Origin of the sequence: Clavibacter vidaverae (assembly GCF_047529985.1) — a bacterium.
Lineage (GTDB): Bacteria > Actinomycetota > Actinomycetes > Actinomycetales > Microbacteriaceae > Clavibacter > Clavibacter nebraskensis_A.
The window spans coordinates 1,666,497-1,679,924 of the sequence record NZ_JBLJAM010000001.1; the positions used below are offsets into that span (position 1 = coordinate 1,666,497).

Consider the following 13,428-nt stretch of genomic DNA (forward strand, 5'->3'; position numbering starts at 1 on the left):
GGAGCGCCGCGCGTCAGACGGCGCGCGCTGGACGGAGCGCCTTAGACGGCGCGATGCGGCCAGCCGTAGACCTCGGCGAGGAGGGCGGCGCGGGCGGCGTGCGCCTCCGCCTCCTCGCGCGCCTCGGCGTCGGGATCCTCGTCCGCGGGGGCGAAGTGCCCGTCCGCGATCTCCGGCTCGTCATCGTCGAACGGCCGGTGCGTGAGCGGCCACTCGACGGCCGTCAGCGCCGGCCAGAAGGTGGGATCGGCGGCGTCCGCCTCGGGCCCCTCCTGGGCGTCGCCCGCGCCGTATCGGCCGAGGATCTGCTCGTCGGCCGGGTGCGACTCCACCGCACGCAGTCCCTCCCCGTCGCCGTACGGCGCGAAGAGGAACTGCGAGAAGTGGCGGGTCACGGCGTCAGGCTAGTCCGCCGCGGCTCCCAGGAACGGCCCGCCGACGGGGTTGTGGAAGGCTGCCCACTACCTGTTCGCGGACGACTCGGGATCAGTCCCCGGAGCGCCCCGGCTGGCCCAGCGGGACGGCCTCGGGACGCCCCACCGTGCTGCGGATCTCGCCCGTCGCCGCGGGGTCGAGGATCGCGTCCATCACCTCGAGCACGTGGAACGCGAGCTCGCCCGACGCGCGGTGCGGGACGCCGCGGCGGATGGCGTCGGCCATCTCCGCGAGGCCGCAGCCACGGCCCGCGTCGACGTACCCGGCGCTCGGCTCGACGTCGGTCCACTCCCGCTGCTCCGCGGTCGCGACCTGCACCTGGCCGGAGAAGTGGTTCGGGTCCGGCACCGAGAGCGTGCCGGCCGTGCCGTACACCTCGATGTTCGGGATCCGCGAGGCCCAGATGTCGAAGCTCACCGTGACGGTGGACACCGCGCCCGACTCGTGCGTGAGCACGGCGCTGACGTGCGTGTCGACCGTCACCGGGATCTCGCGCGCCTCGGGGTCGGAGGCGGCCGAGCGCACGCGGTCGGAGCGGAGCGACGCGCCCTGCACGCGCACGACCGGGCCGAGCAACGTCACGAGCGCCGTGAGGTAGTAGGGCCCCATGTCGAACAGCGGTCCCCCGCCGGGCTGGTAGTAGAACGCGGGAGCCGGGTGCCACAGCTCGTGGCCGGGCGCGCCCCAGAAGGCGTTCGCGGCGACCGGCCTCCCGATCGTGCCGGCGTCGAGCACCTGGCGCGCGGTCTGGATCCCCGTGCCGAGCACGGTGTCCGGCGCGGATCCGACGCGCAGGCCCTTCTCCTCGGCCAGCCGCAGGATCGGCTCGGCCTCGGCGGGGCTCAGCGCGAGCGGCTTCTCGCCGTAGACGTGCTTGCCGGCCTCGAGCACGCGGAGGTCGACCTCGGCGTGGGCGGCGGGGATCGTGAGGTTCAGCACGGTCTGGATCCGCGGATCCGCGATGAGGTCGTCGACGCTCAGCGCGTCCACGCCCTGCGCCTCGGCGACCGTGCGCGCACGGTCGAGGTCGAGGTCCGCGACGGCGACGAGACGCACGCCCGGCAGGCTCTCGAACGCCGCGAAGTACTGCTCGCTGATCTTCCCGACGCCGATGATCCCGAGGGTCATGGCGTCGTCGTCGTGCTTCAGCGTGCTGCCCACAGCAGGCCCCTCTCGATGATGGTGCGGACGTTCGGGTCCTCGACGACCTCGATGCGGTGGCCGGGGGCGGAGACGAAGATGCGGCCCTCGCCCCACTGGCGGGTCCAGATGGCGGGCGCGGTGACCGGGCGGTGCCACGGATCCCACGGCCGGACGGTCTGCGTGGTGGTCGCGAGCACGTCGTTGTACTCGTCGCTCAGCACCCAGTACTGCTCGGTCACGAGGTCGAAGTCCGCGATGCCCTGCGTGATCTCGTGCGTGCGCCCCAGCTCGGTCATCTCGACTGTGTACGGGATGTAGTTGTCGGACTGCTCGCCCGTGCGCTCGGCCGGGTCCTTGCCCGCGTGGTGGGCGAACTGGCCGCCGATCATGTGCAGGTAGTCGGCGGTGTTCCGGTACGAGTCGGCGATGCCGCCGTGCCAGCCGGCCATGCCGGTGCCCGCGATGACGGCGGCGCGGAGGCCGGCCATCTCCTCGGGCTCGATGGTGGTCATCGTGTTGGCCTGGACGATGAGGTCGGTCGCGGCCATCACGTCGGCGTCGGCGTAGACGGCCGATCCCTCCTCGACGCGCACCTCGAAGCCGTTCTCCTCGAGGAAGGGGATGAACAGGCCCGTGGTCTCCACGGGCATGTGGCCGTCCCAGCCTCCGCGGACGACGAGCGCCTTCCGGGCGGCGGTCACGCGAGCGCCGTCCCGGTCGGGCGGCCGCGATGCGGACGGGCGGGCGTGCGGGGGATCTGGGACACGAGCGACTCCTTCGTCGGGCGCGATCGGGCTTCTGACGCGCGCGTCTCGAACGCTACGCACCGGCGGTCGGGCGGGGCAAGGAGGGCGCGCGCGATCCGAAACGTTTCACTCGGGCGGCGACACCGCGTCCGTCGGAGCAGGCGGCGCCGTGCTGGCGCGGACCACGAGCGCCGTCGCGAGGTCGAGGCGCGTGGGCTCGTCGCTCCGGCCCTCGCGGATCCGCAGCACCATGCGCGCCGCGGCCTCCGCCATCTCGCGCACGGGTTGCCGGACGGTGCTCAGCGCGGGCGAGACGATGCGGGCGAAGGGGAGGTCGTCGTAGCCGAGGACGGAGAGGTCGTCGGGGATGCGGATCCCCCGCTCGCGCGCCGCCTCGTAGAGCCCGAGCGCTTGCTCGTCGTTGCCGGCGAAGATCGCGGTCGGGCGATCGGGCGCGTCGAGCAGCTCGCCGCCCGCGCGGTGCCCGGCGGTGCGCCCGAAGTCGCCCTCGACCTCGACGAGCGACACCGCCGGTCCGGCGGCCTCGAGCGCGCTGCGGAAGCCCGACATGCGCGCCCGCGAGTAGAGCCGGTGCGGCGGCCCGCTGATCGCGCCGATGCGCGTGTGCCCGAGCCCCAGCAGGTGCTCCCCCGCGGCGTGGCCGCCCTCCCAGTTGGTGGATCCGACGGCCGGCACGTCCGCGGCCGGCGACCCCGCGGGATCCACCACCACGAACGGGATGCCGCGGCTGCGCAGCTGCCGCTTCTGCGCGGGCGCGAGGTCGGAGAAGACGAGGACGAGGCCCATCGGCCGGCGCTGCATGACGCCCGCCATCCAGTCGCCGTCGAGCGCGGTGTCGCGCCCGTGCTCCGTGACGATGACGCTCAGCGCGTGCTCGCGCGCGACGGCCGAGACGCCGCGCAGCAGGTCCACCGAGAAGCCCGTGTCGACGACCTCGAGCACGATCTCGAGGAGCGCGCCGTGCGGACGCTCGGCGCCGCGCCTGCTGTAGCCGTGCAGCTCCATGAGCTCCTCGACGCGCGCGCGGGTGGCGGGCGAGATGCCCTTGCGCCCGTTGAGGACCTTGCTGACCGTGCCGATCGACACGTTGGCCTCGCGCGCGATGAGGCCGAGGGTGGTGCCGGAGCCGTGATCGGGGTCGGGCGACCGCGGCGCATCGGGAAACGTGTCGCTCATGGGGGTGATGCTAGGCCGACGCGGGCGCGGCGACCGGCCGGGCCGGAGGCGGCCGCGCAGCACGGAGGCGCGAGAGGCGATCGTCAGGGCGACGGTCGAGAGGGGCTCCGCGAGGCGGGATGGCGGAGACGGTGGGATTTGAACCCACGGTACCCATACGGGTACTCCACCTTAGCAGGGTGGTGCACTAGGCCGAACTATGCGACGTCTCCAGACGTACCCGTCCACTGTACCGGACGCGGCGGCATGCTCACATCCCCGCGCCACGGGAGGCGGGCCCGAACGGGGGGTGCGGCGCGGTTGTCCCCCAATCGACGGACACGTAGTGTCTGTCTCGACGCGTGTGCCGGACCCGACCGGCTTACCCCGCGCGTGTCGCTGTGTCAGCCCAGAGATGTCCCGCTCGCCCACGTGGCCGCGGTCCCGGATCCCCCGAACCGGCGCCGCTCACCCTCACGCACGCGACGACGTCGCGAGCCCCCCGTGGGCGAGAACACGAGATTCTCGTCCGGCGGAGGATTCGGGTCGAAAGCTGAACGAGATAGACGGGTCCCCGCTGCATAGGGTGTGCGGCGAGGACCCGTCGCCCTCATCGCGTGCGCGCGCCGCGCCTCACTTGAAGCCCTTCGAGCACGTGACCGTGCCGGCGTCGGTGCCCGTGACGGCATCCGGCAGGACGGTGGGCGCCGAGGCATCCGGCTGGGATCCTCCGCCCGCCGCGGGAGCGCTCGGCGACGGCGACGGCGCCGGGGTCGACCCCGCGGGCTTCTCCGCCACCGCGCCGAGCCCGGCGTTGCCGGCCTTCACCTCGAACGGCGCATCGGCCTTGAGCAGCTGCATGAGCTGGTCGCCGTCGGTCTTCAGCGGCTGGACCTTGCCGGCGTAGACGCCGGTGCCCGCGGTCGTGCCCGGGTACTGCACGAAGTGCACCTGCTCGAGCGGGATGTCCTTGAGGGCCAGCGCCATGGAGGCCATCGTCTGGTAGTCGAGCGACGTGGAGCGCTGCATGTTGTCGACCGCGGCCTTGGCGAGGCCGTAGACGCGCGTGGGATCCGAGAGCGTGCTCGACTGCTTCATGGTGCGCACGAGCGCCGAGAGGAAGACCTGCTGGTTGCTGATGCGGGCCAGGTCGCTGCCGTCGCCGACCGCGTGACGGGTGCGGAGGAACTGCAGCGCCTGCTTGCCCTGGAGCGGCGTCACGCCCGCGGGGAGGTCGAGGTCGGTGCGCTTGTCCTTGAGCGGGCTCGCGAGGCAGACGGGCACGCCGCCGACCGCGTTCGACATCTCGATGACGCCGTTGAACTCGATGAGCGCGGCGTACGGGATGTCGAGGCCCGTGAACTGCGCCACGGTCTTCGCGACGCACGGCAGGCCGCCGTCGGAGAGCGCGGAGTTGAGCGGCGCGGCGGACATGGCCGGCGCGGTGCCGGATCCGTCGCTGCGCGCGCACGCGGGGATGGGCACGACCATGTCGCGCGGGAGGCTGACGACGGTGGCCTGCGAGTGGTCGGCGGAGACGTGCAGCACCATGTTGACGTCGTTGAGCGCGCCGTCGGTCTTGCCGTAGCCGTCGCCTTGGCCCTGGCGCGTGTCGGATCCGGCGAGCAGCACGTTGAAGCCGCCGTCGAGCGCGCCGACGCCGACCGTGGTCTGCTCGGTGCCGTCGCTGATGTCGACGGTGTTCGCCTGCACCGACCTGTTCAGGTCCGCCAGCGCGATGGTGGCCACGGAGACGCCGCTGACGACCAGCACCACGAGTGTCATGGCCGTGCCGACCAGCAGGGTGCGCAGCGCCGTGGGCTTGCGCAGCCGGCCGTGGCGGGCGATGACGGGGGGCGTCGCGGTTCGCCGGGGGCGCAGGGGCGCGTCGCTCATGCGGATCCTCTCCGGGCGGAGGGCGTGGGATTCGAACCCACGAGACATCTCTGCCCACCAGTTTTCAAGACTGGCTCCATCGGCCGCTCGGACAGCCCTCCCGATGCGCGCGATCCCGCGAGGCGGGGACGTGCGATCGATCAGGATCCTACCGGTGGCCGGTCGGCCCGCGGTGGTGCGGCCGGGTGACCGCGCGGGATGCGCCACTCTCGCACGCGGAGCATCAGAGCGAGCTGAACTCTCCCCAGGTGGGGAATCCTGCGCGGCGGGACGTCAGAGACGCGCGAGGACCGCGGCCGCACCGTTCTCGGTGATGGGGCCCGTGACCTCGCTGGCGACCGCGATGACCTCGGCAGGCGCCTGGCCCATCGCGATCCCGCGGCCGTGCTCGCCGGCCCACTCCAGCATCTCGATGTCGTTGCGGCCGTCGCCCATGGCGACCACGTGCGTGCGCGCGATGCCGTGCAGCTCGCGGACGCGCTCCATGGCGGTGGCCTTGTTGACGCCGTCGGGCGCGATGTCGAGCCACGCCGTCCAGCCGATGGAGTAGCTGACGCGGTGCAGGCCCATGCGCTCGACGACGTCCTGGAAGTCCTCCATGTCGTGGCCGGGCGAGATCACGACGACGCGCGTCGCCGGCACGTGCAGCAGCTCCTCGAACTCGACGTGGCGGCCGTTGGCCTCGAGCACGCCGTCCGGGAAGTCGCCGCCGGAGTAGAGGTACACGCCCTCCTCATCCTCGACGGCGTAGCGGCCGCTCGCGAGGTGCGGGCGGATGCGCTGCAGCACCTCCGCGGGGTCGAAGGTCTCGACGAAGCGGCGCGCGTACCCCGTGGGGGCGTCCGCGTCGCGCTCGAGCACGATGGCGCCGTTCGAGCAGACCATGTAGCGCGGGTGGATCCCGAGGCGGTCGACGATCGGCAGGGTGTCGGCGACCGAGCGACCGGTGGAGGGCATGACCAGGTGGCCGATCTCCTCCACGCGCCGCACCTCGCGGATGACCGACTCGTCGAGCGAGCCGTCCTCCCCGAGGAGCGTGCCGTCGATGTCGAGGGCGATGAGGAGGCGGTCGGCGTCGGTCACGCGCGGGGTCATCGCGCGGCCTTCGCCGTGGCGGGCGCGACGACCTCGAGGCCGCCGAGGTACGGGCGCAGCGCCTCGGGGACGCGCACGGATCCGTCGGCCTGCTGGTGCGTCTCGAGGATCGCGACGATCCAGCGGGTGGTGGCGAGCGTGCCGTTGAGGGTCGCGACGGGCGAGGTGCGGCCGTCCTCCCCGCGGAAGCGCGTGCCGAGGCGGCGGGCCTGGAACGTGGTGCAGTTCGAGGTGGAGGTGAGCTCGCGGTAGGCGCCCTGGGTGGGGATCCACGCCTCGACGTCGTACTTGCGCGCGGCGCTGGAGCCGAGGTCGCCCGCCGCCGTGTCGATGACGCGGTACGAGAGGCCGAGGTCCTGCATCATGCGCTCCTGCATGGCGAGGAGGCGCTCGTGCTCGGCCTCGGAGTCGGCCGGGTCGACGTAGGAGAACATCTCGAGCTTCTGGAACTGGTGCACGCGGATGATGCCGCGGGTGTCCTTGCCGTAGGAGCCCGCCTCCTTGCGGTAGCAGGTCGACCAGCCGGCGTAGCGGACGGGGCCGTCGGCCAGGTCGAGGATCTCGTCGGCGTGGTACCCGGCGAGCGCCACCTCGCTCGTGCCCGTGAGGTAGAGGTCGTCGTCGTCGAGGTGGTAGACCTCGTCGGCGTGGGCGCCGAGGAAGCCGGTGCCGGCCATGATCTCGGGCTTCACGAGCGTGGGCGTGATGAGCGGCACGAGGCCGGCCTCGAGCGCGCGGGCCAGGCCGAAGTTCATCAGCGCGATCTCGAGCTGCGCGCCGATGCCCTTGAGGAAGTGGAAGCGCGCGCCGGAGACCTTGGCGCCGCGGCCCATGTCGATGGCGTCGAGGATCTCGCCGATCTCCAGGTGGTCGCGGGGCTCGAAGTCGAAGGCGGGCTTGGCGCCGACCTCGCGCACGAGCGCCCAGTCGTCCTCGCCGCCCGCGGGGACGCCGTCGAGGACGATGTTCGGGATCCGCCGCATGGCCTCGTCGAGCGCGGCCTCGGCCTCCTGCGCGCGCTCCTGCGCGGCGGTGACGCGGGCCTTCAGCTCCTGCACCTCGGCGATGAGGCGCGGCTTGTCGGCCTTGTCGGCCTTCGCGACGAGCTTGCCGTGCGCGTTCTGCTCGGCGCGCAGGCCCTCGAACTCGGTGATCGCGTGGCGGCGCTCGGCGTCCGCGCGGACCGCCTGGTCGACCACCTCCACGGAGGCTCCGCGCAGCTCCTGCGAGGCGATGACGAGGTCGGGATGGTCGCGGAGGGTCTGCGGATCGATCACCCCGTCACTCTAACGAAGCGGGTCGGAGCCGGCCGGGAGTCAAGCCCCCGGACGCCGACGCGAGAACGGGCCAGGGTCGTCAGGGTGAGGCGCGCGAGCGCCGCCGCCGGGCACCCGACCCGGCGATCCCCGAGGAGGACCCGCATGGCCACGACGACCGACACCGAGCCCGCCGCCGCAGGGGGCTCGAAGCTCAAGCAGGCGATCACCGGACCGCTGCTGTTCCTCTTCATCCTGGGCGACGTGCTCGGCGCGGGGATCTACGCGCTCATGGGCACGCTCGCGGAGGACGTGGGCGGCGCGCTCTGGGTCCCGCTCGTGGTGGCCCTGCTGCTGGCGCTGCTCACCGCGGGGTCGTACGCCGAGCTCGTCACCAAGTACCCGAAGGCGGGCGGCGCCGCGATCTTCGCCGAGCGCGCCTTCAAGGTGCCCGTCGTGTCGTTCCTCGTGGGGTTCTCGATGCTCGCGGCCGGCGTCGTGAGCGCCGCGGGCCTCTCGCTCGCGTTCGCGGGCCAGTACCTCTCGACGCTGCTCGCGCCCGTGATGGACGTGCCGCGGATCCCCGCCGCCATCGTCTTCCTGCTGCTGGTCGCGGCGCTCAACGCCCGCGGGATCACCGAGAGCATGCGCGGCAACGTGATCATGACGGTGGTGGAGCTGAGCGGCCTCGTGATCGTGATCGTCGTCGTGGCCGTCATGCTCGGCGGCGGGGGCGGCGACGTGTCGCGCGTGACCGAGTTCCCGGAGGGATCGAACGCCGCGCTCGCCACGCTCTCGGCCGCGATCGTCGCCTACTACTCGTTCGTCGGGTTCGAGACGAGCGCCAACGTGGCCGAGGAGGTGCGGGATCCCAGCCGCGTCTACCCGAAGGCCCTGTTCGGCGCGCTCGCCACCGCGGGCGTCGTCTACGTGCTCGTCGCGCTCGCCAGCTCGGCCGCGCTCTCCCCGGACGAGCTCCAGGAGTCCACCGGCCCGCTGCTGGCCGTCGTGCAGGCGACCGGCGTCGGCATCCCGCCGTGGATCTTCAGCCTCATCGCCCTCGTGGCGGTGGCCAACGGCGCGCTGCTGACCATGATCATGGCGAGCCGCGTCACCTTCGGCATGAGCGAGCAGGGCCTCCTGCCCGGCGTGCTCGGCCGGGTGCTGCCGAGGCGCCGGACGCCGTGGGTCGCGATCGTCGCGACGACGCTGGTCGCCGTCGCGCTCACCTCCGTCGGCGACGTGGGCACGCTCGCCGAGACCGTGGTGCTCCTGCTGCTGTTCGTCTTCATCAGCACGAACGTCGCCGTGCTCGTGCTGCGCAAGGACCGCGTGGAGCACGCGCACTTCCGCGTCTGGACCGTCGTCCCCGTGCTCGGCGTGCTCTCCTGCGTCCTGCTGCTCACCCAGCAGAGCGGGCAGGTGTGGCTGTTCGGCGCGATCCTCCTGGCCGTCGGCGTGGTGCTCTACCTGATCAGCCGGGCGACGGGCGCGCGCTCGACGGGCGTGGGCCGCGACCGCGACCGCGCCTAGGCGTCCGCGCCGGCGCCCGGCTCGGCCGAGACGATCGCCCGGAGCCAGTCGCGCGCCTCGAGGAACACGTCGTCCTCGTACCGGGCGCGGTACGTGCTCGGGGTGCCGTCGGCCCGCGGGTACGAGCCGAGGAACGTGACCCGCGGGCTGAAGCGGCGGATCCCGAGCAGCGCGTCGGCCACGCGCTCGTCGTGCACGTGCCCCTCGGCGTCGATGACGAAGCGGTACCGCCCGAGCTCGTCGCCGATGGGCCGCGACTGGATGAGCGCGAGGTTCACCCCGCGGGTCGCGAACTGCTCGAGGAGGTCGAGCAGGGATCCGGCCCGGTCGTCGGGCAGCTCCACGATGAGGCTCGTCTTGTCGGCGCCCGTGCGCGGCGGCAGCGTGGTCGCGCGGCCGACCAGCACGAAGCGCGTGACGGCGTTCGGGTTGTCGCCGATGCCGCGGGCGACGGCCTCGAGCGGCTGGCTCTCCGTGATCTGCGGCGGCGCGATGGCGGCGTCCGCGATGCCGCCATCCAGCAGCGCCAGGGCCGCGGCGACGTTGGAGGACGCGGGCACGTGCCCGTGCGTCGGCAGCTCGCGCTCGAGGAAGCGGCGGCACTGGCCGTAGGCGACCGGATGCGCGGCGACCGTGCGCACGTCCGCGAGCGCCGTGCCCGGCCGCACCACGAGGTCGAAGGACACCGGCACGAGGTGCTCGCTGAGGATCCGCAGGCCCGGGATGTTCGCGAGCGCGTCCTGCGTGGCGGTCACCCCGCCCTCGACGGAGTTCTCGATGGCGATCATCGCGGCGACCGACGTGCCGGCCACGACGTCGGCGAGCGCCTCGGACGCGTTGTTCACCGCGCGCCAGCTGCGACCGCGGGCGGCCTCCACCTGCTTGAGCGCGGCCTCCGTGAAGGTGCCCGACGGCCCGAGGTAGCTGTAGGTCTCGTCGGGTCGCGGGGTCTCGGCCATGCCTGCACCCTAGATGGGAATCGGCGGGGCCCGGTGCCAGGATGGATCCATGCATGACCGCGCAGGCACCGCCGCCCTCCCGTCCGACCTCATCGACATCGACGAGCTGATCCGGGCGTACCACGAGCTCCACCCCGACGTGGAGGATCCCGAGCAGAAGGTGGCGTTCGGCACGAGCGGCCACCGGGGCAGCTCCCTGAAGACCGCGTTCAACGAGGACCACATCCTCGCGATCACGCAGGCGATCGTGGAGTACCGCGCCGAGCAGGGCATCACCGGCCCCCTCTTCATCGGCCGCGACACCCACGGGCTCTCGAAGCCCGCCGAGGACACCGCGCTCGAGGTGCTGGTCGCCAACGGCGTGCGCGTGCTCGCCGACTCCCGCGACTCCTGGTGCCCCACCCCCGCCCTCTCGCACGCGATCCTCCGCTGGAACCGCGACGAGCAGCACGGCGACGACGACGTGGCCGACGGCATCGTCGTGACCCCCAGCCACAACCCGCCGGCCGACGGCGGCTTCAAGTACAACCCGCCGCACGGCGGCCCCGCCGACTCCGACGCCACCGGCTGGATCGCGTCGCGCGCCAACGCGATCATCGCGGGCGGCCTCGTCGACGTGAAGCGCGTCCCGCTCGACCAGGCGCGCGCGCAGGTGGAGGGCTACGACTTCCTCGGCCACTACGTCGACGACCTCGGCTCCATCATCGACATGGAGGCCATCCGCAAGGCGGGCGTCCGCATCGGCGCGGACCCGCTCGGCGGTGCCTCGGTCGAGTACTGGGCCGCCATCGCCGAGCGCCACGGGCTCGACCTCGAGGTCGTGAACCCCGAGGTGGATCCCGCGTGGTCGTTCATGACGCTCGACTGGGACGGCAAGATCCGCATGGACCCGTCGTCCTCCTCCGCCATGGCGAGCGTGCTCGCGCGCAAGGACGACTTCGACATCCTCACGGGCAACGACGCCGACGCCGACCGCCACGGCATCGTCACGCCCGACGCCGGGCTCATGAACCCGAACCACTACCTCGCGGTCGCCATCGACTACCTCTACGCGCACCGTCCCGAATGGCGCGAGGACGCGGCGATCGGCAAGACGCTCGTCTCCTCCAGCGTGATCGACCGGGTCGCCGAGTCGCTCGGCCGCCGCCTCTGGGAGGTGCCGGTCGGCTTCAAGTGGTTCGTGCCCGGCCTCATCGACGGATCCGTGGGCTTCGGCGGCGAGGAGTCCGCCGGCGCGAGCTTCCTCCGCATGGACGGCACGGTCTGGACCACCGACAAGGACGGGATCCTCCTGGCGCTCCTCGCCGCCGAGATCCTCGCCGTCACGGGCAAGACCCCGAGCGTGCTCTACCGCGAGCTCACCGAGCGCTTCGGCGACCCGGTGTACGAGCGCGTCGACGCGGCCGCGACCAAGGCGCAGAAGGCCACGCTCGGCAAGCTCGACGGCGACGCCATCACGGCGACCGAGGTCGCGGGCGACCCGATCACCGCCAAGCTCAGCAGCGCGCCCGGCAACGGCGCGGCCGTCGGCGGCGTCAAGGTCGTCACCGAGAAGGCGTGGTTCGCCGCGCGCCCGAGCGGCACCGAGGACGTCTACAAGATCTACGCCGAGTCGTTCGTGGGCGTCGACCACCTGCACGAGGTGCAGGCCGAGGCCCGCCGGATCGTGGACGCCGCGCTCGGCGCGTGACGGGGGTCCGTGGATGCGAGGCCGCCGGGGGCGGGTTCGCATCCGCGGTGCTTAGGGTTGGAGCATGCGCCATTCGGGGGACGTGGATGCGTTCGTCTGGGACGAGCCGTCGATGCACCCCGCCGACGGTCCGGCCGACGCCGCGCCCGTCGTGGACCGGGACGTGCGGCTGCCCGACGGGCACGCCCGCCGACGGGTCCTCGCGCTCGGATCGCTCCTCGCGGTGGTCATCGCGGGCATGGTCGTCACCCACAGCGACGGCCGGGGGCTGTGGCCCGACATCTTCTACGCGGCCGCGATCCACCTCGCGCTGATCGCGGCGCTCCCCCGCGTCGACACGGTCGTGCACGGGGCCGCCGTGCTCGTGTGGTGCACGGGGATCGAGCTGCTGCAGATCACCGGGTGGCCCGCGATCTGGGCGGTGCACGTGCCGCTCTGCCGGCTGCTGCTCGGCACCGGGTACGACCCCGTCGACCTCGCGGCCTACGCAGCGGGCGTGCTGATCGTGCTCCTCGTCGACCGGCTGCTGCGGGTCGGACGCGAGGTCGGCGACGTGGGCTAGGAGACGCTCCAGAAGTGCACCTCGGCGCCGGGGTGCTCGGTGGTGATGGTCGCGTCGAGGTCGCGGTAGTCGTTGTCGAGGTTGTGGCCGACCATCTTCACGACGTTGCCGCCGTCCTTCGGCTCGATGGCCGAGACGATCTGCGTGTGGTCGGGCGACGAGTTGCGGTTCCAGTCGAAGATGACGATGTCGCCGACCTTCAGCTTGTCGCGGTCCGCGAGCTCGAGGCGCGTGATGCCGAGCGTGGAGGCGTTGGCCGTGAGCCACTTGTCGAAGGTGGGCACGTGGATCCACGCGTACGTCCAGTCGGAGCCGCCGCCGCGGTTGTGCCACTCGGTCGTCATCTCCCAGCCGCGCTGGATGAGGGTCTGGCTCACGAAGTTGACGCAGTCGCCGCCCGACGGATTGAAGTTGCCGTACTCCTGCAGGTTGTAGGAGTCCCAGTGGGCGAGCGCGTACTGGAGCTGCTTGTCGACGGGCGTCTGCGCGGCGTACGCGGCGGTCGTGGTGGTGAGCGCGGCGTCGCCGGCCATGACCTGGACGTCGGCGGACCGGTCCTCGTAGTCGGCGGAGCGGGGCGCCACGACCGTGACGGATCCGTCGCCCGCGACCTTCAGGTCCGTGCCCGCGGTGCCCGCGAACATGACGGCCGTCGCGGCGGACAGGCCGGCGCCCGTGAGCGTGACGGTCTGGCCGCCCGACACGGAGAGCGTGGCGGGCTCGACCGCGGTGACGGCGGGCGACCCGGATGCGGCCGGCTGGCCGTCGGCGCCGAGGGTGGCGCGCGGGGCGGGCTCCTGGCGCGTGCAGGCGGCGAGGGCGGCGGTCACGGGGACCGCGAGCGCGGCGGCGAGGATGCTGCGGCGGCGGATGTCGGCGGTCACGTGCTGCTCCGGGAGGTAGGGGGGGTGCGCCGGGATGCCGGGCCCGATCAGGG

The 13,428-nt window shown here is 72.8% G+C and carries 12 protein-coding genes and 2 tRNA genes; 3 read left to right on the forward strand and 11 right to left on the reverse strand.

Translation table 11 applies throughout. The features are described 5' to 3' along the window. Positions 1–41 precede the first annotated feature (41 nt). From ACMT9T_RS07750 to serS, 9 genes are all read right to left on the reverse strand, one after another. Positions 42–395: a hypothetical protein gene (locus tag ACMT9T_RS07750; RefSeq protein ID WP_414744998.1), complete on the reverse strand. Its 354-nt coding sequence runs from the start codon at positions 393–395 to the stop codon at positions 42–44. A gap of 91 nt (positions 396–486) precedes the next feature. After that, the gene (locus tag ACMT9T_RS07755) at positions 487–1,563 is read right to left on the reverse strand and encodes a Gfo/Idh/MocA family protein (protein WP_414745866.1); all 1,077 of its coding nucleotides are present in this window, start codon (positions 1,561–1,563) and stop codon (positions 487–489) included. A 17-nt stretch (positions 1,564–1,580) separates the two neighbouring features. Further along, complete coding sequence (locus tag ACMT9T_RS07760; RefSeq protein WP_015489256.1) at positions 1,581–2,279, reverse strand: ThuA domain-containing protein; 699 nt, start codon at positions 2,277–2,279, stop codon at positions 1,581–1,583. Between the two features lie 171 nt (positions 2,280–2,450). Beyond that, positions 2,451–3,521 carry a LacI family DNA-binding transcriptional regulator gene (locus tag ACMT9T_RS07765; RefSeq protein WP_414744999.1) on the reverse strand — a complete coding sequence of 357 codons (1,071 nt, stop codon included), beginning with the start codon at positions 3,519–3,521 and terminating at the stop codon, positions 2,451–2,453. A 120-nt stretch (positions 3,522–3,641) separates the two neighbouring features. Beyond that, a tRNA-Ser gene (locus tag ACMT9T_RS07770) sits at positions 3,642–3,733 on the reverse strand. A 400-nt stretch (positions 3,734–4,133) separates the two neighbouring features. Further along, the gene (locus tag ACMT9T_RS07775) at positions 4,134–5,396 is read right to left on the reverse strand and encodes an LCP family protein (protein WP_414745000.1); all 1,263 of its coding nucleotides are present in this window, start codon (positions 5,394–5,396) and stop codon (positions 4,134–4,136) included. Positions 5,397–5,412: 16 nt separating this feature from the next. Continuing rightward, a tRNA-Ser gene (locus ACMT9T_RS07780) sits at positions 5,413–5,497 on the reverse strand. A 172-nt stretch (positions 5,498–5,669) separates the two neighbouring features. Beyond that, complete coding sequence (locus ACMT9T_RS07785) at positions 5,670–6,491, reverse strand: HAD family hydrolase (RefSeq protein WP_414745001.1); 822 nt, start codon at positions 6,489–6,491, stop codon at positions 5,670–5,672. Further along, positions 6,488–7,768 (reverse strand): serine--tRNA ligase, encoded by a 1,281-nt coding sequence (gene serS / locus ACMT9T_RS07790; protein WP_414745002.1) that lies wholly within the window; start codon positions 7,766–7,768, stop codon positions 6,488–6,490. The genes ACMT9T_RS07785 and serS overlap by 4 nt, the downstream gene beginning before the upstream one ends. A gap of 144 nt (positions 7,769–7,912) precedes the next feature. Here serS and ACMT9T_RS07795 point away from each other — a divergent pair, with 144 nt between their 5' ends. Beyond that, positions 7,913–9,280 carry an APC family permease gene (locus tag ACMT9T_RS07795; protein ID WP_414745003.1) on the forward strand — a complete coding sequence of 456 codons (1,368 nt, stop codon included), beginning with the start codon at positions 7,913–7,915 and terminating at the stop codon, positions 9,278–9,280. Here the strand turns inward: ACMT9T_RS07795 and pheA are convergent. Further along, entirely contained in the window at positions 9,277–10,239 is a 963-nt protein-coding gene (gene pheA, locus ACMT9T_RS07800) for a prephenate dehydratase (protein WP_414745004.1), read from the reverse strand. The two genes, ACMT9T_RS07795 and pheA, sit on opposite strands and share 4 nt — an antisense overlap. A gap of 49 nt (positions 10,240–10,288) precedes the next feature. On the opposite strand from pheA, the gene pgm reads away from it, so the two are divergent. Both pgm and ACMT9T_RS07810 read left to right on the forward strand, forming a co-directional pair. Then, entirely contained in the window at positions 10,289–11,929 is a 1,641-nt protein-coding gene (gene pgm / locus ACMT9T_RS07805; protein WP_414745005.1) for a phosphoglucomutase (alpha-D-glucose-1,6-bisphosphate-dependent), read from the forward strand. A gap of 64 nt (positions 11,930–11,993) precedes the next feature. Next, positions 11,994–12,491, forward strand: a complete 498-nt coding sequence (locus tag ACMT9T_RS07810; protein WP_414745006.1) for a ribosomal maturation YjgA family protein — start codon at positions 11,994–11,996, stop codon at positions 12,489–12,491. Here ACMT9T_RS07810 and ACMT9T_RS07815 read toward each other — a convergent pair. Further along, complete coding sequence (locus ACMT9T_RS07815; protein ID WP_414745007.1) at positions 12,488–13,375, reverse strand: amidase domain-containing protein; 888 nt, start codon at positions 13,373–13,375, stop codon at positions 12,488–12,490. The two genes, ACMT9T_RS07810 and ACMT9T_RS07815, sit on opposite strands and share 4 nt — an antisense overlap. Positions 13,376–13,428 lie beyond the last annotated feature (53 nt).